Origin of the sequence: Streptococcus mitis, from assembly GCF_000722765.2 — a bacterium.
Taxonomy (GTDB): domain Bacteria; phylum Bacillota; class Bacilli; order Lactobacillales; family Streptococcaceae; genus Streptococcus; species Streptococcus mitis_AQ.
Window position 1 is genome coordinate 1,392,036 of record NZ_CP028415.1, and the last position, 21,656, is coordinate 1,413,691.

Genomic DNA, 21,656 nt, shown 5'->3' on the forward strand with positions numbered 1-21,656 from the left:
GGGATTTTTCTATTCTTCTAGCTATCAAACTCACTGAGATACTCATAGCGTTCGTATTTTTCAAGGAGTGCTTCGTTATTCTCATCTAATTCTTTTTGGAGAGTAGCCAGCTTACCAAAGTCAGAACCATTGGCCTGCATCTCCTCTTCAATAGCAGCGATACGATTTTCCAAGGTTTCAATATCGCCTTCAATGCTTGCCCACTCCTGCTTTTCTTGGTAGGTCATGCGTTTCTTGTCTTCACGGACCTTGACCACTTTCTCCTTTTCGACCTTTTGCACTTGATTGGCCATCTCTGTTTCAAAGGCTTTTTCATCAAGGTAATCAGTGTAATGACCAAAGAAAGGACGAATTTTACCATCCTCAAATGCAAGAATCTTGGTCGCTACCTTATCCAAGAAATAGCGGTCGTGACTAACAGTCAAAACTAGACCCGCAAAGCCTTGCAAGAAATTCTCCAAAACTGTCAAAGTCGCAATATCTAGGTCATTTGTCGGTTCGTCCAAGAGAAGAACATTTGGTTTTTCCAAGAGTAATTTGAGGAGATAAAGACGTTTTTTCTCTCCCCCAGACAATTTCTCAATCAAGGTTCCATGCGTCGAACGTTGGAAAAGGAACTGCTCCAGCAACTCTGCAATTGAAGTCGTAGAACCACCGCTGGTCTTGACCTCTTCTGCCACTTCCTGCAAGTAATTGATCACTCGCTTGCTTTCATCCAAGCCCTCAATTTGCTGAGAAAAATAGGCGATGCGAACAGTTTCCCCTATGACAACTTGGCCTTCAGTTGGATCAAGACTTCCAGCAATCAGGTTGAGCAGGGTTGATTTCCCAACACCGTTGTCCCCAACGATTCCAATACGGTCTTTGGCCTGCACCAAGAGATTAAAATCTTGCAAAATGGGCTTATTTTCATAGGCAAAGGAAACATCCTGAAACTCGATGACTTTCTTCCCAATACGACTGGTTTCAAAGTTCATGGTCAAATCTGTTTCAGCAACGCCACCTGAGACTTCTTTCTTCAAGTCGTGGAAACGATTGATACGAGCTTGCTGCTTGGTTGCACGCGCCTGCGGTTGTCTGCGCATCCAGGCCAATTCTTGCTTATAAAGTTGTTCTTTTTTGTGAAGAAGAGCCGCGTCACGCTCATCCTGTTCCGCCTTAAGGCGAACATAGTCCTGATAATTGCCCTGATATTCGGTCAAGCCTGCGCGATCCAATTCGAAAATCCGTGTTGACAAAGCGTCTAAGAAATAACGATCGTGAGTGATAAAGAGAACTGTCTTCTTAGAATTTTTTAAAAAGAGGGTCAGCCACTCAATAGTCGCAATATCCAGATGGTTGGTTGGCTCATCCAAAAGCAAGAGGTCGTGGTTGCCAAGTAAAACTTGCGCCAATTGGACCCGTCTTCTTAGACCACCTGACAATTCCCCAACAGGAGTAGATAAGTCCTGAATACCCAGCTTGCTGAGAACGGTCTTGACCTGACTCTCAATTTCCCAAGCTTGGAGAGAGTCCATTTCTGCCATGACTCGTTCCAAACGCGCTTGCTTGTCCTCACTATAGTTGAGCATAATCAATTCATACTCACGAATAAGCTGGATTTCCTTGAGGTCGCTAGATAAAACCGTATCTAAGACCGTCTTTCTATCATCAAAATCAGGATCTTGGGTCAAGTAACCAATCTGGTAATCATTCTTAGCTGAAAAGGGACTGACATCCCCATCAAAGCCAGAAACACCAGAAAGAACATCTAGAAGGGTAGTCTTACCCGTTCCATTGACACCGATTAGACCAATTCTATCCAAGTCATGGATGATAAAGGAAATATCCTTAAAAACGGTCTTGTCACCGACGGATTTACTTAGTTTTTCAACGATAAAGTCACTCATTTTTTCTCCCTCAGATAAGCATGGATGGCTTGTCGGTCATTTTCCAATTCTCCATCGACAATAGCATACTCAATCTCTGTTAAAATCTCTCCCAAGTCTGGTCCAGGCTGATAACCATATTCCTTAATCAAAATGCCACCATTAATCTGGATTTCTTTCTTATAATGAATGGTCAAACTCTGGTAAGTTTCTGTGATGACTTGCGGGTTAACTTCTTTTCCTTGAGCCTGACGAAGATTTTCAGCCTGTAAAAGCAAATTCAAGTCAAAGCGGTAACAATCACGCTTACTCAATTCTCCCTTTTCACGCAAGGCCAAAATAGTCAGTAAATCCTGTATCTGCTTGGCAAACTGGCGTGAGGTCTTCCAAGCCTTCAAAAATGGCTGCGCATTTTCAATCTCCAAAGTCGACAGTAAAGCCGCCCAGGCTTGCTCTGAAGATTCAAAGGTGAAATCAGTCTCTAAATCAAACAGTCTATTGAGCTTATCCTGGCTAGCTGCCATATCAGGGAGATAGTCATAAGCTTGACTCTCAATCATGGAAGCCAAGCCCCTTCTCCAAAAGGGAGCCAGCAAGAGTTTATCAAACTCAACGAAGGTACGCTCCACAGAAATTTTCTCCAAAAGTGGCGTCAAAGTCTTCATAGCTTTAAAGGTTTCTGACTCAAGCTCAAAGCCAAGACTAGCCTGAAAACGAAAACCACGCATAATCCGCAAAGCATCTTCGTTGAAACGCTCACTTGCCACTCCAACTGCTCGTAAGACTTGCTTTTCCAAATCTTCTAAACCATGGAACAAGTCAATGATTTCTCCTGTCTCGTCCAAAGCAAAGGCATTGACTGTAAAATCACGGCGCTTGAGGTCTTCTTCTAGCGAGCGCACAAAGGAGACTGCACTGGGTCTGCGATAGTCCACATAGACATCCTCTGTCCGAAAGGTGGTTACCTCATACTCCTCATCCCCATCTAAAACCAAGACGGTTCCATGCTCGATTCCGATATCGGCTGTTCGCGGAAAAATCTGCTTGGTCTCCTCTGGATAAGAAGACGTCGCAATATCCACATCATGGATGGGACGATTGAGGAGGGCATCTCGAACAGAACCTCCAACAAAATAGGCCTCAAAACCTGCTTCTTTAATTTTTTCTAATACTGGTAAAGCCTTCTGAAATTCAGAAGGCATTTGCGTTAATCTCATAATAAGTGTTCTAATCCATAGACAAGCTCATGACGCTTGACAACTTCTTTAATTCCCAAATTCACCCCTGTCATGAAGGAGCTGCGATCATAGGAGTCATGACGGAGGGTCAATCCTTCTCCCTGATTGCCAAAGATGACTTCCTGATGGGCTACCAAGCCTGGCAAACGAACTGAGTGAATCCGCATGCCATCAAAGTCAGCACCACGGGCACCTGAAATCAATTCTTCCTCATCAGGCGCACCTTGCTGGATTGACTCTCGAACTTCTGCCATCAATTCAGCTGTTTTAATAGCTGTTCCACTCGGAGCATCCTTTTTCTTGTCATGATGGAGCTCGATAATCTCCACATTTGGGAAATATTTGGCAGCCTGCGTCGCAAATTGCATAAGCAAGACAGCACCCAAGGCAAAGTTAGGAGCGATCAAGCCACCCAAATCTTGGGCACGAGAAAATGCTTTTAGCTCTGCAATTTCTTCACTTGTGAAACCTGTTGTTCCAACTACTGGAGCAAAACCATTTTCAAGAGCAAAGCGTGTATTTTCATAGGCAACAGCTGGTGTAGTAAAGTCTACCCAGACATCTGCTTTAAAGCCTGCCAAATCAGCCTTATCCTTGAAAACAGGAATACCTTGCCATTCTGACTCAGACTCAAAAGGATCCAAAACTGCTACCAAGTCCAAGTCTGGATCAGCCAAGACCATCTGACAAGCAGCTTGCCCCATTTTTCCCTTAAAACCAGCAATAATTACTCGAATACTCATCTCTACTCCTGTCTAAGATACAAAGCCTGTAGGAACACAAAGTGAAAATAGGAGTTTTGATCAAGAAGTGTCTACTCCTTGGAAAATCTATCTTTTTCACACAGGGTTCCAGGCGTGTTCAATTATCAAGATACAAAGGACGTTAGCTGCCCATGAAAAATAGGGAATAGCGCTGACTTTCCATGAAAGGCAAGACAGGCATCTTTTTTCAAGAGGCAGGTGGTCCGTGTTCAATTGCTAAGATACAAGGCATCTTAACTTGCCTAGAAGCGCCAACTAAATCACTGGAATATAACCTAGAGCAATGCTTCCTGCTCCTAGATGGGTTCCAATGACACTACCAAATGTCGCAGGTGAAATATCCGTACCTACCCCAGAATCAAGCAAGTGCTGACGCAATTCCTCGGCCTTTTCAGAAGCATTCCCGTGAATAACAATGATACGGTATTGGCCTGAAGCTGTGGCTTCCTTGATGATTTCAATTAAGCGCTTTGTGGCTTTCTTTTCAGTACGAACTTTTTCGTACACTTCAATCACACCTTGGTCGTTGAAATAAAGGATTGGCTTAATGCTAAGCAGATTGCCCAAAATAGCAGCACCATTTGAAAGACGTCCACCTTTTACCAAATGATCCAGGTCATCTACCATGATAAAAGCTGACGTACGGCTGATTTGAATAGCTAGCTTATCCTGAATAATGGCAAAGTCATCGCCCTGGTCTTTCCAATTAAAGACACTTTCAACCATGATACCTAGAGGAGCACTTGTAATCAAAGTGTCTGGGAAGGCAATGGTTAAGCCCTCATAATCATCGACCATGTACTGGATATTTTGGTAAAAACCTGAAATTCCAGAAGATAGGAAAAGCCCCAAAGCATGGGTATAGCCTTGTTCTTTAAGCGAAGTTAGAATCTCATCTAACTTGGCAATACTTGGTTGACTGGTCTTAGGCAATTCAGAAGCCTGAGCCATTTTTTGGTAAAATTCTTCAGCAGTCAGATTAACACCTTCAACATACTCCTCACCATCAATATTGACAGGAATATCCAAGACATACAAATCTTCTCTTTGCAAGGTCTCTGCACTGAGATAGGCAGAGGAATCTGTGATAACAGCTAATTTCATATTAGAACTCCAAATTAATTCCTGGTAAGTCTAATGCAATTTCAGTTACTTCGTAAGTCAAACGGTTGAGCATGTTCAAACATGGACGAGCCAAGGTTTCCACTTCTTCTTGGTTCAATTCACTTGGTTCGTTAACAATACGACCATCGATATGGTTCACCTGTGAAATGGTTCCACTGATGACAAATTTATCAAATACAATCATAAAACTCAAGACAACGATCAAGGAAGTCACTTGATTTTCTTGGTCATGTTGAATCAATTGGAAGTTCACATCCACCTTAGTTTCAGGAGCTCCATTTTCATTTTCCCATTCAAAATTACGCGCATCAAAATGATACTGACTAACAAATTCTTGTTCACGTTTAAGATTCATATCTTTCTCCCTTGGCTACAATATTATAAGTTATTGTACCATAATTTTTTATTTTCATCTAGTTTTCTAGGATTTAGTCAATCCCGATTTCAGCTCGAACTACGTCTGCGATGGTATCAACATAGTAGTCTACTTCTTCTGTTGTAGGCGCTTCTGCCATAACACGCAAGAGGGGTTCTGTCCCACTTGGGCGAACAAGAATACGGCCGTTCCCTGCCATTTCTTCTTCCATCTTCTCGATGATAGCCTTGATAGCTGGAACTTCCATAGCCTTTTCCTTCATGGCATTTTCCACTCGGATATTGACTAATTTTTGTGGATAGATGGTTACTTCTGCTGCCAACTCTGACAAGCTCTTACCAGTCTCCTTCATGATTTTGGTCAATTGAACAGCTGATAATTGACCATCACCTGTTGTATTGTAGTCCATCAAGATGACGTGACCAGACTGTTCACCACCGAGGTTGTAACCTGATTTTCTCATTTCTTCCACAACATAGCGGTCGCCAACTGCAGTGACCACCTTGTTAATGCCTTCACGGTCCAAGGCCTTGTGGAAACCAAGGTTAGACATAACGGTTGTCACGATTGTATTTTGGGCTAATTGTCCCTTTTCAGAAAGGTATTTTCCGATGATGTACATGATTTTGTCACCATCAACGATCTCACCATTTTCATCAATAGCAATCAAACGGTCACTGTCTCCGTCAAAGGCCAAACCAATAGCTGACCCGCTTTCTTTGACCACTTCTTGAAGGGTTTCTGGGTGGGTTGAACCAACATTAAGGTTGATGTTAAGACCATCTGGTGTTTCCCCGATAACAGTTAATTGAGCACCAAGGTCTGCAAAGATTTGACGGGCACTTGTAGAAGCTGCACCATTGGCTGTATCCAAGGCAACTTTCATTCCTTCAAGAGGAGTTCCAGTTGAAACAAGGTAGCCTTCATACTTACGCAAGCCTTCTGGATAATCTACCAAGGTTCCCAAGCCTTCAGCACTTGGACGAGGAAGAGTATCTTCTGCAGCATCTAACAAGGCTTCAATTTCTGCTTCTTTTTCGTCATCTAGTTTGAAACCATCACCTCCAAAGAACTTAATTCCATTATCAAGGGCTGGGTTGTGGCTAGCAGAAATCATGACACCGGCACTTGCCCCTTCAGTTTTAACCAAGTAAGCTACTGCTGGTGTTGCAAGAACACCTAGTTTGTATACGTGAATACCAACTGAAAGAAGACCAGCTACCAAGGCTGATTCCAGCATTTCCCCAGAAATACGTGTATCACGTCCTACAAAAACTTTCGGTGCTTCCGTTTCATGTTGGCTAAGAACATAGCCTCCAAAACGACCTAGTTTGAAGGCCAATTCTGGCGTTAATTCTACGTTAGCTTCTCCACGGACTCCATCAGTCCCAAAATATTTACCCATTTTTATAAAATCCTTTTCCTATTATTAATTCGTTTTTGAACTAGTTGCTTTCGTTGACGAAGATGTCTCCGATGAGCTGCTTGTTGTTGAATTTGATGTACTTGAACTTGGTGCTACTGGTTTTGTAGTCACCTTCATTGTTGTGTCGAACGGAGTTATAACTGCTGGTAAGACAACACCATTGCGATCAATTGCCTGCAAAGGTACTGAACCACTGTAATTACCTGTTATGCGTTCGCTGGTTGGTAAAAGCGCAATAATACGATCAATTTTAGATAGTGTTTCTTGGTCAGTTGTGACAGAAACCCGTTCATTTGACACGGTTACACTATCAATTTGTAGCTTGGAATCAATCTGGCTTTGGTCAACTTGTGGCACAACAATCATCCCATCTCGCTTAACCTTCTTCCCAACTTTCACTGTGATCTTTTGAGGCGTTGCCACAGCGGTCAATCCGCTTGGAAGATTTTCAATATTCAAGGGAACTTCAATCGTTCCAACACTGGCATCCGTCAAATCAGCAGTTACCTTAAACTTACGAGTGCTCTCCTGCATTTCGCTAGCCAAGGTCACACGATTGGCACCTGTCAGTACAACTGAAACTTCTGATGCAAATCCGCTAATGAAATACTGGTCATCATCATAGTGAATATCGATAGGAACGTTCGTTATCGTATTGGTGTAGGTTTCTGATTTGACCTGCCTTGCGGTATTGCTATTTTGAAAGTTGGTTGACGTTGCATAGATAAATAAGACACAAGCAAAAAAGAGAGATGAAATGATATATAGACTATTTTTTCTCATATTTCCAGCCTCCTAGCAAACGGTCCTTAAAACTGACTTTTTCCTCAACAACTGGCAAAAGAATTGCTCGTAGCTCTGCTTCAAATTCTTCAATCGTCAAGTCGTGCTTGAAAACCCCATTGTAGGTAATAGAAATGCCACCTGTTTCCTCTGAGACGATGAAGGTCAAGGCATCCGACACTTCTGATAAACCGATAGCCGCCCGGTGTCTGGTCCCAAATTCCTTGGAAATCCCTGTACTTTCTGTCAGGGGCAAATAGGCAGAGGTTACTGCTATTCGATTTTCTCTGATAATCACAGCACCATCGTGTAGGGGAGTGTTGGGGATAAAGATATTAATAAGGAGTTCAGCTGAAATATTGGCATCCAAAGGAATCCCTGTCGCAATGTATTCTTGCAAGGTCCGAACTCGTTGGATGGCAACCAGAGCACCAATCTTACGAGGACTCATATATTCAACCGACTTGATAAAGGCACGAATCATTTGCTCCTCTGCACTAATTTGAGCAGTAGAAAAGAAATCTGTCGCCCTTCCCAAGCGTTCCAAACCAGTCCGAATCTCTGGAGAGAAGATAACAACCGCAGCAATAACCCCATAGGTGATAATTTGATTAATCAACCAAGAAATCGTTGTTAAACCAAGGATATTGGCCACAACCTGGGCTAATACAAAAATCACGACCCCCCGCACCAAAATCATAATCTTGGTGCCAGCTATCGCTTTTGTAAAACGATATAAAATATAGGCCACAATCAAAATATCAAACAGATTGATGGCAATACTCCAAGGACTAGAAAACAAGCTAGTCCAATATTGCAGGTTGGATAATTGTTGAAAGTTCATCTGCTGTCTCCTCTCTGTCCAAACACGTTCCTTTCTATTATACCATTTTTCTGACATTTTTTTCCCTATCCTACTTCATTTTAAATTAAGGAAAAATATGATAAAATAAACTGACTAGAAAAAACAAAGGAGAAACCATGTCTCAACTCTATGATATTACCATTGTAGGTGGTGGTCCTGTCGGGCTTTTTGCAGCCTTCTATGCCCATCTACGCCAAGCCAAGGTCCAAATCATCGACTCTCTTCCCCAACTAGGTGGACAACCTGCTATTCTCTATCCTGAAAAGGAAATCCTAGACGTCCCAGGTTTCCCAAATCTGACTGGAGAAGAGTTGACTAACCGTCTAATCGAGCAATTACATGGCTTTGATACCCCTATTCATCTCAATGAAACGGTCCTTGAGATTGAAAAACAAGAAGAAGGCTTTGTCATTACAACTTCTAAAGGAAGTCACCTGTCTAAAACTGTTATCATCGCTATGGGTGGCGGTGCCTTTAAACCACGTCCGCTGGAACTAGAAGGCGTTGAATGCTATGAAAATATCCACTACCATGTTTCCAACATCCAGCAATACGCTGGTAAGAAAGTGACGATTCTTGGTGGTGGGGACTCAGCTGTGGATTGGGCTTTGGCTTTTGAAAAAATTGCGCCAACTACCCTTGTTCACCGCAGAGATAATTTCCGCGCCTTGGAACACAGTGTACAAGCCTTACAGGAATCTTCTGTAACCATCAAGACACCATTCGTCCCTAGCCAACTCCTTGGAGATGGAAAAAGGCTCGATAAACTTGAAATCACAAAAGTCAAATCTGATGAAACAGAAACGATTGACCTAGACCACCTCTTTGTCAACTATGGTTTCAAATCTTCTGTCGGTAACCTTAAAAACTGGGGTCTGGACCTCAACCGCCACAAGATTATCGTCAACAGCAAACAAGAATCTAGCCAAGCAGGTATCTATGCTATCGGTGACTGTTGCTACTATGACGGAAAAATTGATCTGATTGCGACAGGCCTCGGAGAAGCTCCAACCGCTATCAACAATGCCATCAACTATATCGACCCAGAGCAAAAAGTACAACCAAAACATTCAACCAGTTTATAAAAAAGAACCACGAGTCGCATAGGATTCGTGGTTTTATAATTCATCTACAATCTTGTTAGCTCATATCTTTCCCTTTTTTAGCAAAAATAAAAATGCCTATCAAACTGATAAAACATGGGATATAATAAGAACGGCACTAACAATACGCCTTGGAAAAGGAGGTATTACTGATGCTAGAACTTCTCAAAATAATACTTATCGCAGTCATCGAGAGTATTATCTCATGGCTGGTGACTCGTTGGTTAGACGCACTTCGACAAGTAATACTCTTCGAAAATCAAATTCAAACCACGTCAGCTTCGCCTTGCCGTACTCAAGTACAGCCTACGGCTAGCTTCCTAGTTTGCTCTTTGATTTTCATTGAGTATAACCTTCCTGGTTAGTGCTATCTAACCCAGAAAAAAATCCCCTCGGTATTGCAGTACCGAGGGGATTTCTGTTTTAGCACTAAAATGCTAAAACTTCTCAATTCTCCCTTATTATCTCACATACTCTATTCAATTGTCAAGAAAGAGGTTAATATTTTGTAAACTAGCGACATCAGGCTGTTAGAAAAATGGAATCAACCATTTATACTGATAATTCAAGGGCTTGTTTTATATCTTTATAGTTGTTCGGCTAATTTATTTATCTTTCTGAGTCTGTGGTTGACACCACTTTTGGTCAGAGGAGTGCTGAGGCTATCTGCTAACTGCTGGATAGAGTAGTCTGGGTGCTGAATCCGCAATTGCGCTACCTCCTGCAAATCCACTGGCAGGTTTTCTAAGCCCATGATATCTTTGATTTTGCTGATATTGTTAATAGTCTTCATACTGGCAGAAACTGTTCGAGCGATATTAGCTGTCTCGGCATTATTGGCCCGATTAAGGTCATTACGGGTTTCTCGTAAAATCTTAACCCGCTCAAAATCATCACGCGCCTGCATGGCTCCGATGACAATCAAGAAGTCCATAATGTCTTCAGCTCGCTGGAGATAGGTCACAGCTCCCTTCTTACGCTCAAGCACCTTGGCATCCAGTAAAAACTGCTGTAGAAGAGAGGCAATCCCTTGCGCGTGGTCCAGATAAACAGAACTGATTTCCAACTGGTACTTACCTGATTCAGGGTCACGAATGCTCCCATTTGCCAAGAAAGCACCACAGAGATAGGCACGCCCTGCTTCCTCATCCGATAAAATCGCCTCATCAATACCTGTTTCTAGGCCAAAGAAAGAATCTGCCAAATGTAAATCACTTAACAAGTCCTGCACCTTTTCATCTGTAAATACAGTATAGACGCGATTCTTGCGAAGATTGCTTCTTTGGTGGTGTCGAATTTCCGATTTAATTTCATAGAAATGGAGAAAGGACTCATAGAGGTGACGAGCCAGCTTGGCATTTTCTGTCACTACAGATAAAGTCAAGCCTGAAGTTGAGAGACCGATACTGCCAGACATCTTGATAATGGCTGACAATTCATGCCGGCTCAGGTGGTGTTGACCTAGGATTTCCTCTTTTACTGCTACTGTGAAACTCATTTTCTCACCTGTATAATCCGCATCAATTCATCCACAATCAAATCGCCATCGTGGAAGGCACCCCCATTTTCCAGACGAAGGAAGTTGGATGAAATCACACGCGGAACTTGCTTACAAAGACCAGCAAAATCATGTTCCACCTGCACCAAGTATTCATCAAAACGGTTGGAGTTCATGTATTCCTGAGGCACTTTTTCGATATTCACCAAGACAGTATCGATAAAAGGTCGACCAAGGTGACGATGCAAGACCTCTACGTGATCACTATCTGTAAAGTGTTCTGTCTCCCCACGTTGGGTCATGATATTACAGACATAGGCGATTTCTGCCTTAGTTTCCAAAAGAGCCTGCCCGATTTCCTTAATCACGATATTAGGCAAAATCGAGGTAAAGAGGGAACCAGGTCCGAGGACAATCATGTCACTTTCAAGAATGGTCTGGACTACTCGACGGCTAGCCAGAGGCGTATCATCGTTGAGGGTATTGGTCACATAGACATGGTCAATCATACCTGGATGGTCTGCGATATGACTCTCTCCAGCCACTTCTGTCCCATCCTGAAAGACTGCATGAAGGGTCAAGGGATGGTCACTGGAAGGATAAATCTTCCCAGTTGTGTGGAAAAATTTGCTCAGCAACTGCATGGCATTATAGGTCGAACCCTGCATTTCTGACAGGCCAGCTATAATGAGATTGCCTAATGGATGGCCAGCAAAGGCTCCAGCATCCTCAGAAAAGCGGTACTGAAAGACCTTTTCATAAAACTTAGGCATATCCGACATGGCCACAAGGACATTACGAAGATCACCTGGCGGTGTCAATTGTTGCATATTTTTTCGGAGTTCACCTGAAGAACCACCATCATCTGCCACCGTTACGATAGCTGCGATTTCCACATCTTTTTCCCGCAGACTTTTAAGAATGACAGGGATCCCAGTTCCTCCACCAATCACCGTTATCTTTGGTTTTCTCATGAACGGTTTACCGTTTCCTTTCTTCGGTCTTTGTCGCGATGCCCTTCATTAACAGACCAATTCTTGGATAAGTCCAGCGCCAAGCGTTTGGCAAAGGCCACACTACGGTGTTGCCCACCCGTACAACCCATGGCAATGGTCAAAACGGACTTACCTTCCTTTTGGTAACTTGGCAAAATCGGCTCAATCAAGGCCAACAAATGCTGATAAAAATCTTCTGACTCAGTATGATTCATGACATAGTCATAAACTGGTTCATCCACACCCGTTTGATTTCGTAACTCTGGAAGGTAGTATGGATTTGGCAAGAAACGGACATCAAAGACTAGGTCCGCATCAATTGGGATTCCATATTTAAAGCCAAAAGACATGACTTCGATACGGAAAGACTGGGCTTGTTCCTGATCCGAAAACTGCTCTGCAATGGTTTTACGCAGCTCACGAGGAGTAAGTTCTGTCGTATCCACCACATTTTGGCTCATGTTTTTCAGTGGTGCCAAGAGTTCACGTTCCAACTTGATTCCATCTAAAATACGACCGTCTGCTGCTAATGGGTGACTCCGTCTGGTTTCCTTGTAACGAGCGACCAATTCCTTATCAGCTGCATCCAAAAAGAGAATTTTAAAGTCCAGTTCTTCCTTGTTTTCCAACTCATCCAAAACAGCTTGAATCTCTGAGAAGAAAGAACGGCTACGCATATCTACTACCAAGGCCAATTTATGGTCGTCATCCTTGGTTTCCACCAACTGCAAAAACTTAGGCAAAAGAGCTGGCGGCATATTATCAATAGTGAAATATCCCAGGTCCTCAAAAGACTGAATGGCAACTGTTTTTCCTGCACCACTCATCCCTGTCACAATCACCAAGTGTAGTTGTTTCTTTGTCATCTTTTTCTCCTTATATCAAAAGAAGTTTGGCAACACCAAACTTCAACTAGCTTATCCAATCTCTGCGATGACTTCGATTTCGACTTTTACATCACGAGGAAGACGAGCTACCTCCACAGCTGAACGAGCTGGAAATTCCTCTTTAAAGGCCGTTTGGTAAACCTCGTTAAAAGGAACGAAGTCGTTCATATCGCTCAAGAAGCAAGTTGTTTTGACAACATGGTCAAAGTCAGTTCCTGCTTCTGCCAAAATAGCACCAATGTTTTTCAAGACTTGTTCTGTCTGTTCTTGGATTGTTTCTCCAACGATTTCCCCAGTTTCAGGAGAGAGAGGAACTTGACCACTAGCAAACAAAAGGTTGCCAACGATTTTTCCTTGAACATAGGGTCCGATAGCCTTTGGAGCTTTGTCTGTATGAATTGTTTTTGCCATTTCTTTTCCTCACAATTTTTCTAAGATTGCATCCCAAGCCTGATCCATCCCTGCCTTGCTGACAGATGAAAAGAGGATGAAGTCATCACTTGGGTCAAAGTTTAATTTCTTTTTGATTGCTGATTCGTGCTTGTTCCATTTACCACGAGGGATCTTGTCCGCCTTGGTCGCCACAATGATGACTGGAATCTCATAATACTTGAGAAATTCGTACATCTGCACATCATCTGCTGACGGGTCATGACGAAGGTCAACTAGACTGACCACTGCACGGAGATTTTCCCGAGTCGTTAGGTACTCCTCAATCATGCGCCCCCACTTTTCACGTTCCTTTTTAGAAACACGGGCATAGCCATAACCAGGCACATCCACAAAGCGCATCTTGTCATCGATATTAAAGAAGTTGAGAAGCTGGGTTTTACCAGGTTTCCCCGATGTACGAGCCAGATTCTTACGGTTCAGCATGGTATTGATAAAGCTAGATTTACCAACATTTGAACGCCCTGCAAGAGCGATTTCTGGCAGGTCATCCTGCGGATAGTGGGATTTATTCGCCGCACTGAGCAAGATTTCAGCATTATGTGTATTCAGTTCCATAGTCACCTCTAAGCTGTTTCTAGGATTGGTTTATCCGTTCCATCGACAGCTTCTTTTGTGATGCGAACCAATTTCACATTTTCCTGACTCGGTACTTCAAACATGACGTCTAGCATGGTTTCTTCGATGATGGAGCGAAGACCACGCGCACCAGTTTTGCGTTCAATAGCCTTATTGGCAATCTCTTGAAGAGCTTCGTCGTCAAATTCCAACTCGACATCATCATAAGAAAGCAAGGTTTGGTATTGTTTGACCAAAGCATTTCTTGGCTCTTTCAAGATACGAACCAAATCATCTACTGTCAACTGTTCAAGAGCAGCAAAGACAGGCAAACGTCCAATCAACTCAGGGATAATACCAAATTTTTGAATATCTTCTGCGATGATTTCCTGCATGTAAGAGCTGTTTTCGTCAATCGCCTTATTATTTTGACCAAATCCGATGACTTTTTCACCCAGACGTTGTTTGACGATTTCTTCAATGCCATCAAAGGCACCACCCACGATGAAGAGGATGTTTTTGGTATCTACTTGAATCATCTCTTGTTGTGGATGCTTACGTCCACCTTGAGGCGGTACGCTAGCAACAGTTCCCTCAATAATCTTGAGAAGCGCTTGTTGCACTCCTTCACCAGAAACATCACGTGTGATAGACACGTTCTCGCTCTTCTTGGCAATCTTGTCAATTTCATCCACATAGATAATCCCACGCTCTGCACGTTCAATGTTAAAGTCAGAAGCCTGCAAGAGTTTGAGGAGAATATTTTCCACATCCTCACCTACATAACCAGCCTCCGTCAGAGCTGTCGCATCTGCGATCGCAAAAGGCACATTCAAACTCTTAGCCAAGGTCTGGGCAAGGAATGTTTTCCCTGAACCAGTTGGGCCAATCATCAAGATGTTTGACTTCTGCAAATCCACATCTTCTGACTCTTCGCGTGTATCGTGGAAATTGATACGTTTGTAGTGATTGTAAACTGCCACTGCCAAGGCACGCTTGGCACGATCTTGACCGATTACATAGTGATTCAAGATATGGAGAAGTTCGATTGGTTTTGGTACCTCAGACAAGTCTGCCAAGACTTCTTCCGCCAACTCCTCACGAATGATCTCCTGGGCTAACTCCACACATTCATTACAGATAAAGGCGTTGTTACCTGCGATTATTTTTTGTACTTCTTCTTGGCTTTTGCCACAAAATGAGCAATAAACCATCATATCATTATTCCTATTTGTAGGCATGATTTCCTTCCGTTCTATTCTATACTGTCATTCTATCTAAAATAAGGTCATGTAAAAAGCATGGATACTATTGACCAAATTGGTAAATGCATTTAACCAGAGCAGGACAGAAAGTCCATAACGCTTTTTACGAAAAGCCTGTGCTCCTGCAAGCAAGCAGACCAAACACAGCATGGCTGTGAAAAAACCAAATATACTACGTTCCATTAGACTTCCTTTCTCTTGCGGTATTGGATGGTAAAATCATAAGGATTTTTCTCATCTTTGGTATAGGATTTGCTTGAAACCGTCTCAAAAAGAGACAAGTCAAACTCCTCAGGGAAATAGGTATCTCCCTCTACCCGAGCATGAATTTGAGTCACAATCACTTCATCAAGGTAGGGTTCAAAAGCCTGAAAAATTTGCTTCCCACCGATAATATAAAGATTCTTGTCTTGATCCTGATACCAATCTAGAACAGACTGGATATTGTGAAAAGTAGCAACCCCATCTATCTTTTCTTCTGAACTACGTGTCAAAATCAAGGTCTCCCGTTTTGGAAGCAGTCGACGTCCCATCCCATCAAAGGTCACACGCCCCATCAAGATAGCATGATTCAGAGTTGTTTCTTTGAAGTGCTGCAGTTCTGCTGGTAAATGCCAAGGCAGACGATTGTCCTTACCAATCACACCCTCTTCATCCTGGGCCCAAATAGCTACGATTTTCTTAGTCATGCTTCCATCCTTTTCACTGATAGTACTATTTTATCAAAAAACTTAAAAAAGACTGGTTTGGAATAGCCTACAGAATAGAAAAAAATCTGTAAGAAATTTCCTACAGATTTATATATGTTACTATTATTTCTTACAAACCAGGTGCTTGTCCAAGTTCTGCTGCAAGCATCCAAACCGTTTTCTCAAGTTCAGCTTTAGCACCAACAAAGATATCGTTTGTCACATCATCACCTTCTTCATCAGTAACATCCAAAGCTTTTTGGAACAGAGTGATGAGATAACGATAAACATCTAGGACACGTTCCAAGCTTTCTTCAACATTACGGTATTCACCAGCTTCTTCTTCGATTTCACTATTTTGAAGGAATTCTGTCAAAGTAGAGAATGGGCTACCTCCAAGTGTAATCAAACGTTCACTGATTTCATCCAATTGACCATCAAGAGCATCCATGTACTCATCCATTTTTGGATGCCATACAAGGAAACCACGACCACGCATGTACCAGTGTACTTGGTGCAAAGCAATGTGAGCTACATACAAATCAGCAACAGCTTGGTTCAATACTTCCTTTGTTTTTGCCAATGCTACTGGCGCTGCTTTTGTTAATGATGTTACGTCTTTTACTGCTTCTTTTTTCAATTCTACCATTTTCTTTACCTCGTTTATTATTTTTTGTAAGCATTTCTTAATGATTACTACCTTAGTATACTACTAAGAAGAACCAATAGCAAGCCAAATGACTCACATGAGAAAAGTTGCAATAGACTGATAATTTAAGAATTTTTTAGAATAAAACCCTGTCACTTTCAAACTCTCTTAACAGCGATAAAATAAAGAAAAAGAGCATACAATTTGTAGGCTCTTTTCTGAGTTTTACATCTTAATACCAGACACTGACATCAACCTGTCCTCGAATCCCTTTAAGAGAGTCAGATGAAGTATATTGCCATCCTTTTTCTCCTGAATAATGAGGATTATTCCAATCAAGCGCATCCGTATAGGCTGCAACCCAGTTTACATGTTGTAAAATATTTGGATGATTCAATCGAGTTTGCAAAAGTTGACGATAGCTATAAACTTTCACATTTTGATAACCTGCTTTTTTCATGGTTTCCATATACTTATTGATGATTTTAACCCAAGTGTCTGTATCTGCTGGAGCTTTCTTAGATTTATTTTCATACTCCCAGTTTTCAACATCATAGTAGATTGGATAAGACAAGTTCATTTTATATTTCTTCAAAAGCTCAATAGTCTGCTTAGCATCATTCTCAGCATCTGTTTCATTTTCTGCATAGGTATAAAGATAAACACCATAAGGAATGCCTAGTCGATTAAATTCTTGAATATTATGTGCCAATTCCTTATCTTCTACACCACTATATCCTAAGCGAACAATAACGCCATCCACTCCATTTTCCTGGATAACCTTTTTCCAATCACTAATGCGGCCATTATGCTCACTGACATCAATAACCTTCTTAGCACGGTCAGTTCCGACCTGTTCTTCACGATGGTTAAAGAAATAACGGTGTCCATTTCGATAAACCCAACCAACATTCAAGGCTTTCTTTTCTTTCAGTTCCCCTGAATCAGCAAAAGTATAACGAGTATCGTCCATAATTAACTCACCTGTTGCCATGACACCACTTTCAGTAAGATAGTAGTTTCCATGCCACTCATCTTGAGCCATGTACCCCCACTTCTTAAAATAATACCACTTGCCATCAATCTTTTGCCACTGTTCATTAGCGTAAGAACCATCTGCCTTAAGATAGAACCAACTCTTATAATGATTATCGTAAAGCCATTCGTTTTGCATCATGGCACCTTGACCATTCAAGAAATAATTTCCTTGCCACTGACTTTTAGCCATATAGCCCCACTTCTTAAAATAGTACCATCTGCCATTGATTTTCTGCCATTCTTGTTCTGCATAAGAACCGTCTGCTTTGAGGTAAAACCAGCTCTTATAATCGTTATCGTAAACCCATTCATTTTTAGCCATGTAACCACCTGCTTTGAGGTAGTAGTTTCCATGCCATTCTTTTTGGGCATAACGACCATCTGCTTTTATATAGAACCAACTATTGTAGCTAGTATCAAAAATCCACTCACTCTTAGCTTTTGAACCATCTGCTTTTACATAGAAGTCACCGTCCCAATGTGCTGATGTTGAATTCGGCTTACTTTCTTCTTTCTGACTACTAGCTCGTGTCTCTTTGACTTCTTCCTTTTTCTCTTGACGCTGACTAGAAGAAGTCTCAGCCTTTTTCTCTTCTTCTTTTTGACTTGTAGTCGTTTCTGGTTTCTTTTCTTCTACCTTGCTAGCAGAAGCTTGAATACTGCTTTCTTCCGAAGATGCTTTCACTTCAGATTCATTTGCAGCCACCTGATTAACTATCAATCCAAGCAAAAAGGCACTTGCTAATCCAATTTTTCCAATCTTTGTTTTCAATCTTTCCTCTCCTATAAAAAATGGAACAGACATCTGAATGCTGTTCCACCTAGCTTTTGCTACTGATTATTTTACAAAGTCAAGCAAAGCCAAGAAGCTTTCTGCTTCAAGTGACGCACCACCCACAAGGGCACCGTCAACGTCTGGACAAGCCATGTATGAAGCAACGTTTTCAGGTTTAACAGAACCACCGTATTGAACACGAACTTTGTCTGCAACTTCTTGACCGAAGTCAGCAGCTACAACGTCACGAACAACTTTACACATTTTTTGTGCGTCGTCTTGTGAAGCTGATTTACCAGTACCGATAGCCCAGATTGGCTCATAAGCGATAACTGATGCAGCAACTTGTTCAGCAGTCAATCCAGCCAATGCAGCAGATACTTGAGCACCTACGAATTCAGCAGCTTTACCAGCTTCGTAAGTTTCAAGTGACTCACCACAACAGATGATTGGAAGCATACCGTTTGCAAAGATTGCTTTTGCTTTTTTATTGATATCTTCGTTAGTTTCATGGAAGTAGTCACGACGTTCTGAGTGACCGATAACAACGTAATCAGTACCGATTTCTTTCAAAACTTGTGGGCTAGTTTCACCAGTGAAAGCACCTGCATTTTCAAAGTAGCAGTTTTGAGCAGCAACTTTAAGGTTTGAACCTTTAGCAGCAGCAAGAACAGCTGTCAAATCAAGAGCTGGAGCTGCGATACCTGCTTCAACAAGATCTGATGAAGGAAGTTTTGATGCAACTGCTTCAACGAATGCTTTAGCTTCTTCTGGATTTTTGTTCATTTTCCAGTTACCAGCGATAAATGGTTTACGTGACATTTCACATACCTCTTTTTTCAATTTATTTTCTATTTATTTTATCACAATTATACACAGCTTGCAAATCTTACTCGGATTTCAAGCCTGCTTCAAACGATTAATCCTTCCAGAGATCCATGGCATTTCTAAAATCTGCCGATACCTGTGTCAACTGAGGATTGCTTGCTTCTCTCTCTGCCCGCCTGGCCTCTATTTGAGTCACACTTTTGATACCTTCATGGCGCCAGTTTCTCAAAATCGCCTGAATGTACTTCCAGTTTGGTTTTCCATTCAAAACAGCTTCACGAAGTGCTTCCTTAATCAAGTCAGCACTGGTTCGATCTTCCTTTAGTGTCTTGGTCAAATCTTCAATTTCAAAAGGAGTCAATAAGCGCCCCAACTCCTGCTGGAAAGTTTCCACCAAATCCTTAAGCTGGTTTTGAGGTGTCAGCTGGTCTGAACTTGAATGAACTGCTCCAAGCAGGTCATCCAAACGTTCCAATGCCAAACTAGTATCAAAAAGCAATTCAATTTCACCATTTAATTCGATAGTACGATACTGAAGCAGTCCCCTCTCTGTCAGATTGGAAATAGCCTGATTGACATCCGAGATTTCCTTACCAATCCTTTCAGCAATCTGGCTTGGTGACATTTCATCCAAACCTGTCGTATTTTGCAAATAGAAAAATTGCCAGACCAGAAAATCGTCGCTAGAAGGAAAGAGTTCCTTAAAATGCAAGAGCAGGGCACTCGGTAAAACCAAGTTCCCTGATTTAAAAGCGTCTAAATATGTCATAATTCCTCTTATAAATACCCAAATGCAGATGCATCATCTTCTATTTTTCTCCAGTCAAAAGGGGTTTCCTGATAGACCGCATAATTCACCCAGTTACTGAAAAAGAGGGCTGCTGATGAAGACCAACAAAGACAAGGGGCCTGGTTGACATCATCATCCTTAAAGTAATTTTCTGGAATATGTGGGTCTAAACCTGCATCACGATCTCTAAAATACTCTTTTGCCAAGGTATCACGGTCATACTCCAAATGCCCAAAACTATAAATTTCTCGCAAATCACGACTGGCCAAAATCGAAACCCCAACCTGTGGCCCTTCTGATAAAATCTCGAGATTGGTTTTGTTTAAGACCTCTTCCTTAGAAATCTCCGTGTGCCGTGAATGAGGGGATACATAGCTATCGTCAAATCCTCTAAAGAGAAGGTGCCCTTCCTTTAAGGTGTCCTGAGGATAGATACCCGATAACTTACTGTCCATCTGGTATTTTTCCACTCCATAGCGCAGATAAAGACCAGCCTGAGCACCCCAACAGATATGAAGGGTCGAATAGACATGGGTCTTAGACCACTCAAGCACCTGAGTAAATTCCTCCCAGTAGTCTACTTCCTCAAATGGTAAATGTTCAACTGGAGCACCCGTGATAATCATCCCATCAAAATACTCATCCTTGACTTCAGGAAAGGTTTTATAAAAGGTCTCCATGTGCTCTGAACGAGTTGTTTTAGAACGATGGCTCTCCATATAGAGAAAATCAATATCTAGTTGCAGGGGTGTATTGGCCAAATGGCGCAACAACTGGGTCTCTGTGACCATTTTTTGTGGCATGAGATTTAAAATCAAAATCTTCAAAGGACGGATATCTTGGTGGGCAGCACGTTGATCATCCATGACAAAGATATTCTCTGTCCGTAAAATCTCAACAGCTGGTAATTTTTTATCAATTCGAATCGGCATAACCCTCTCCTAACTGTACTCTTTCAGGAATAATTGTATATGTTTGAAGCCAAATCTCAAACATCTAGTCCTTTTATTATACTGCAAGAAGATATAGTTTTCAATTATAGTTTTTCTCTAACTAGCTATAGTCTATTTTTATATCCTAATGTAGAGAAAACAGCCCTAGGGACTGTTTTTCATTAATAATGCATCAAAACTTTGTAATCGTAGTCACCGATTTTTTCACGGCCGTTCAATTCATCCAATTCAACAAGGAAGGCACAGCCTGCTACAACACCACCAAGTTTTTCAATCATCTCGATGGTTGCCTTAACTGTTCCACCTGTTGCCAAGAGGTCATCCACGATAAGAACACGTTGACCTGGCTTAATGGCATCAGCATGCATAGTCAAGGTATCAACCCCATATTCTTTTTCGTAGTCAGCAGAAATGACTTCACGTGGCAATTTACCTGGTTTACGAACAGGTGCAAAACCAATTCCCAACTCAAAGGCAACTGGACAGCCCACGATAAAACCACGAGCCTCAGGTCCCACGATCATGTCGATTTTCTTGTCAGTAGCATACTGAACGATTTCACGAACAGCGTAGCTATAAGCATTCCCATCAGCCATCAAAGGACTGATATCACGGAAGGTGATCCCTTCCTTTGGATAATTTTCAATTGTTGCAATGTAATCTTTTAAATTCATCTTTTTCTTTCTTTCAAAGTTTTTACTCTCTATTATACCATATTTTCTCCAAAAGAAGA

At 41.9% G+C, this 21,656-nt stretch carries 23 protein-coding genes; 1 reads left to right on the forward strand and 22 read right to left on the reverse strand.

Annotated elements, in window-relative coordinates:
• Window positions 1-17: 17 nt before the first annotated feature.
• From SK637_RS07100 to cdaA, 8 genes are all read right to left on the reverse strand, one after another.
• Window positions 18-1,889: an ABC-F family ATP-binding cassette domain-containing protein gene (locus tag SK637_RS07100; RefSeq protein WP_033686546.1), complete on the reverse strand. Its 1,872-nt coding sequence runs from the start codon at window positions 1,887-1,889 to the stop codon at window positions 18-20.
• Window positions 1,886-3,085: a CCA tRNA nucleotidyltransferase gene (locus SK637_RS07105; protein WP_080710530.1), complete on the reverse strand. Its 1,200-nt coding sequence runs from the start codon at window positions 3,083-3,085 to the stop codon at window positions 1,886-1,888. The genes SK637_RS07100 and SK637_RS07105 overlap by 4 nt, the downstream gene beginning before the upstream one ends.
• Window positions 3,082-3,849, reverse strand: coding sequence for a 4-hydroxy-tetrahydrodipicolinate reductase (gene dapB / locus SK637_RS07110; RefSeq protein ID WP_033689148.1), 768 nt, complete (start codon window positions 3,847-3,849; stop codon window positions 3,082-3,084). Before dapB ends, SK637_RS07105 begins: the two co-directional genes overlap by 4 nt.
• A gap of 276 nt (window positions 3,850-4,125) precedes the next feature.
• The gene (locus SK637_RS07115; RefSeq protein WP_033689150.1) at window positions 4,126-4,974 is read right to left on the reverse strand and encodes a DegV family protein; all 849 of its coding nucleotides are present in this window, start codon (window positions 4,972-4,974) and stop codon (window positions 4,126-4,128) included.
• Window position 4,975: 1 nt separating this feature from the next.
• Window positions 4,976-5,350 (reverse strand): DUF1149 family protein, encoded by a 375-nt coding sequence (locus tag SK637_RS07120; RefSeq protein ID WP_001050081.1) that lies wholly within the window; start codon window positions 5,348-5,350, stop codon window positions 4,976-4,978.
• 73 nt (window positions 5,351-5,423) lie between these two features.
• Window positions 5,424-6,776 (reverse strand): phosphoglucosamine mutase, encoded by a 1,353-nt coding sequence (gene glmM / locus SK637_RS07125; protein ID WP_033689151.1) that lies wholly within the window; start codon window positions 6,774-6,776, stop codon window positions 5,424-5,426.
• Between the two features lie 24 nt (window positions 6,777-6,800).
• Window positions 6,801-7,580: a CdaR family protein gene (locus SK637_RS07130; RefSeq protein ID WP_001230939.1), complete on the reverse strand. Its 780-nt coding sequence runs from the start codon at window positions 7,578-7,580 to the stop codon at window positions 6,801-6,803.
• Window positions 7,567-8,424 (reverse strand): diadenylate cyclase CdaA, encoded by an 858-nt coding sequence (gene cdaA / locus SK637_RS07135; protein ID WP_001011070.1) that lies wholly within the window; start codon window positions 8,422-8,424, stop codon window positions 7,567-7,569. Before cdaA ends, SK637_RS07130 begins: the two co-directional genes overlap by 14 nt.
• A gap of 137 nt (window positions 8,425-8,561) precedes the next feature.
• On the opposite strand from cdaA, the gene SK637_RS07140 reads away from it, so the two are divergent.
• Window positions 8,562-9,530: an NAD(P)/FAD-dependent oxidoreductase gene (locus SK637_RS07140; protein WP_033689152.1), complete on the forward strand. Its 969-nt coding sequence runs from the start codon at window positions 8,562-8,564 to the stop codon at window positions 9,528-9,530.
• Between the two features lie 604 nt (window positions 9,531-10,134).
• On the opposite strand, the gene whiA is transcribed toward SK637_RS07140, so the two are convergent.
• From whiA to SK637_RS07215, 14 genes are all read right to left on the reverse strand, one after another.
• A complete protein-coding gene (gene whiA, locus SK637_RS07150; protein ID WP_033689154.1) occupies window positions 10,135-11,046 on the reverse strand; it encodes a DNA-binding protein WhiA in 912 nt (303 codons plus the stop codon).
• Window positions 11,043-12,020: a YvcK family protein gene (locus SK637_RS07155; RefSeq protein ID WP_001231075.1), complete on the reverse strand. Its 978-nt coding sequence runs from the start codon at window positions 12,018-12,020 to the stop codon at window positions 11,043-11,045. The genes whiA and SK637_RS07155 overlap by 4 nt, the downstream gene beginning before the upstream one ends.
• Window positions 12,017-12,907, reverse strand: coding sequence for an RNase adapter RapZ (rapZ, locus tag SK637_RS07160; RefSeq protein ID WP_033689155.1), 891 nt, complete (start codon window positions 12,905-12,907; stop codon window positions 12,017-12,019). The genes SK637_RS07155 and rapZ overlap by 4 nt, the downstream gene beginning before the upstream one ends.
• A gap of 51 nt (window positions 12,908-12,958) precedes the next feature.
• On the reverse strand, window positions 12,959-13,339 hold the full coding sequence (locus tag SK637_RS07165; protein WP_001140420.1) for a RidA family protein: 381 nt from the start codon (window positions 13,337-13,339) through the stop codon (window positions 12,959-12,961).
• Window positions 13,340-13,348: 9 nt separating this feature from the next.
• On the reverse strand, window positions 13,349-13,936 hold the full coding sequence (gene yihA, locus SK637_RS07170; protein WP_000422595.1) for a ribosome biogenesis GTP-binding protein YihA/YsxC: 588 nt from the start codon (window positions 13,934-13,936) through the stop codon (window positions 13,349-13,351).
• A gap of 8 nt (window positions 13,937-13,944) precedes the next feature.
• Window positions 13,945-15,177 (reverse strand): ATP-dependent Clp protease ATP-binding subunit ClpX, encoded by a 1,233-nt coding sequence (gene clpX / locus SK637_RS07175; RefSeq protein WP_033689156.1) that lies wholly within the window; start codon window positions 15,175-15,177, stop codon window positions 13,945-13,947.
• Window positions 15,178-15,213: 36 nt separating this feature from the next.
• Window positions 15,214-15,384: a hypothetical protein gene (locus tag SK637_RS09915; protein ID WP_000442260.1), complete on the reverse strand. Its 171-nt coding sequence runs from the start codon at window positions 15,382-15,384 to the stop codon at window positions 15,214-15,216.
• A complete protein-coding gene (locus SK637_RS07185; RefSeq protein ID WP_033689157.1) occupies window positions 15,384-15,890 on the reverse strand; it encodes a dihydrofolate reductase in 507 nt (168 codons plus the stop codon). Before SK637_RS07185 ends, SK637_RS09915 begins: the two co-directional genes overlap by 1 nt.
• 130 nt (window positions 15,891-16,020) lie before the next feature.
• Window positions 16,021-16,539 (reverse strand): Dps family protein, encoded by a 519-nt coding sequence (locus SK637_RS07190; RefSeq protein WP_033689158.1) that lies wholly within the window; start codon window positions 16,537-16,539, stop codon window positions 16,021-16,023.
• A 232-nt stretch (window positions 16,540-16,771) separates the two neighbouring features.
• On the reverse strand, window positions 16,772-18,382 hold the full coding sequence (gene lytC, locus SK637_RS07195; RefSeq protein WP_080710548.1) for a choline binding-anchored murein hydrolase LytC: 1,611 nt from the start codon (window positions 18,380-18,382) through the stop codon (window positions 16,772-16,774).
• A gap of 33 nt (window positions 18,383-18,415) precedes the next feature.
• Complete coding sequence (gene tpiA, locus SK637_RS07200) at window positions 18,416-19,174, reverse strand: triose-phosphate isomerase (protein WP_033689160.1); 759 nt, start codon at window positions 19,172-19,174, stop codon at window positions 18,416-18,418.
• A 97-nt stretch (window positions 19,175-19,271) separates the two neighbouring features.
• Complete coding sequence (locus SK637_RS07205; RefSeq protein WP_033689161.1) at window positions 19,272-19,949, reverse strand: DnaD domain-containing protein; 678 nt, start codon at window positions 19,947-19,949, stop codon at window positions 19,272-19,274.
• A gap of 8 nt (window positions 19,950-19,957) precedes the next feature.
• Complete coding sequence (gene metA, locus SK637_RS07210) at window positions 19,958-20,902, reverse strand: homoserine O-acetyltransferase MetA (RefSeq protein ID WP_001122725.1); 945 nt, start codon at window positions 20,900-20,902, stop codon at window positions 19,958-19,960.
• A gap of 182 nt (window positions 20,903-21,084) precedes the next feature.
• Entirely contained in the window at window positions 21,085-21,597 is a 513-nt protein-coding gene (locus tag SK637_RS07215; RefSeq protein ID WP_001049318.1) for an adenine phosphoribosyltransferase, read from the reverse strand.
• Between the last annotated feature and the right edge of the window lie 59 nt (window positions 21,598-21,656).

Excerpts from the sequence above, each read along its gene's own strand:
- SK637_RS07100 (WP_033686546.1), bottom strand. The coding sequence starts at position 1,889 with ATGAGTGACTTTATCGTTGAAAAACTAAGTAAATCCGTCGGTGACAAG.
- SK637_RS07105 (WP_080710530.1), bottom strand. The coding sequence starts at position 3,085 with ATGAGATTAACGCAAATGCCTTCTGAATTTCAGAAGGCTTTACCAGTA.
- dapB (WP_033689148.1), bottom strand. The coding sequence starts at position 3,849 with ATGAGTATTCGAGTAATTATTGCTGGTTTTAAGGGAAAAATGGGGCAA.
- SK637_RS07115 (WP_033689150.1), bottom strand. The coding sequence starts at position 4,974 with ATGAAATTAGCTGTTATCACAGATTCCTCTGCCTATCTCAGTGCAGAG.
- SK637_RS07120 (WP_001050081.1), bottom strand. The coding sequence starts at position 5,350 with ATGAATCTTAAACGTGAACAAGAATTTGTTAGTCAGTATCATTTTGAT.
- glmM (WP_033689151.1), bottom strand. The coding sequence starts at position 6,776 with ATGGGTAAATATTTTGGGACTGATGGAGTCCGTGGAGAAGCTAACGTA.
- SK637_RS07130 (WP_001230939.1), bottom strand. The coding sequence starts at position 7,580 with ATGAGAAAAAATAGTCTATATATCATTTCATCTCTCTTTTTTGCTTGT.
- cdaA (WP_001011070.1), bottom strand. The coding sequence starts at position 8,424 with ATGAACTTTCAACAATTATCCAACCTGCAATATTGGACTAGCTTGTTT.
- SK637_RS07140 (WP_033689152.1), top strand. The coding sequence starts at position 8,562 with ATGTCTCAACTCTATGATATTACCATTGTAGGTGGTGGTCCTGTCGGG.
- whiA (WP_033689154.1), bottom strand. The coding sequence starts at position 11,046 with ATGAGTTTCACAGTAGCAGTAAAAGAGGAAATCCTAGGTCAACACCAC.
- SK637_RS07155 (WP_001231075.1), bottom strand. The coding sequence starts at position 12,020 with ATGAGAAAACCAAAGATAACGGTGATTGGTGGAGGAACTGGGATCCCT.
- rapZ (WP_033689155.1), bottom strand. The coding sequence starts at position 12,907 with ATGACAAAGAAACAACTACACTTGGTGATTGTGACAGGGATGAGTGGT.
- SK637_RS07165 (WP_001140420.1), bottom strand. The coding sequence starts at position 13,339 with ATGGCAAAAACAATTCATACAGACAAAGCTCCAAAGGCTATCGGACCC.
- yihA (WP_000422595.1), bottom strand. The coding sequence starts at position 13,936 with ATGGAACTGAATACACATAATGCTGAAATCTTGCTCAGTGCGGCGAAT.
- clpX (WP_033689156.1), bottom strand. The coding sequence starts at position 15,177 with ATGCCTACAAATAGGAATAATGATATGATGGTTTATTGCTCATTTTGT.
- SK637_RS09915 (WP_000442260.1), bottom strand. The coding sequence starts at position 15,384 with ATGGAACGTAGTATATTTGGTTTTTTCACAGCCATGCTGTGTTTGGTC.
- SK637_RS07185 (WP_033689157.1), bottom strand. The coding sequence starts at position 15,890 with ATGACTAAGAAAATCGTAGCTATTTGGGCCCAGGATGAAGAGGGTGTG.
- SK637_RS07190 (WP_033689158.1), bottom strand. The coding sequence starts at position 16,539 with ATGGTAGAATTGAAAAAAGAAGCAGTAAAAGACGTAACATCATTAACA.
- lytC (WP_080710548.1), bottom strand. The coding sequence starts at position 18,382 with ATGTCTGTTCCATTTTTTATAGGAGAGGAAAGATTGAAAACAAAGATT.
- tpiA (WP_033689160.1), bottom strand. The coding sequence starts at position 19,174 with ATGTCACGTAAACCATTTATCGCTGGTAACTGGAAAATGAACAAAAAT.
- SK637_RS07205 (WP_033689161.1), bottom strand. The coding sequence starts at position 19,949 with ATGACATATTTAGACGCTTTTAAATCAGGGAACTTGGTTTTACCGAGT.
- metA (WP_001122725.1), bottom strand. The coding sequence starts at position 20,902 with ATGCCGATTCGAATTGATAAAAAATTACCAGCTGTTGAGATTTTACGG.
- SK637_RS07215 (WP_001049318.1), bottom strand. The coding sequence starts at position 21,597 with ATGAATTTAAAAGATTACATTGCAACAATTGAAAATTATCCAAAGGAA.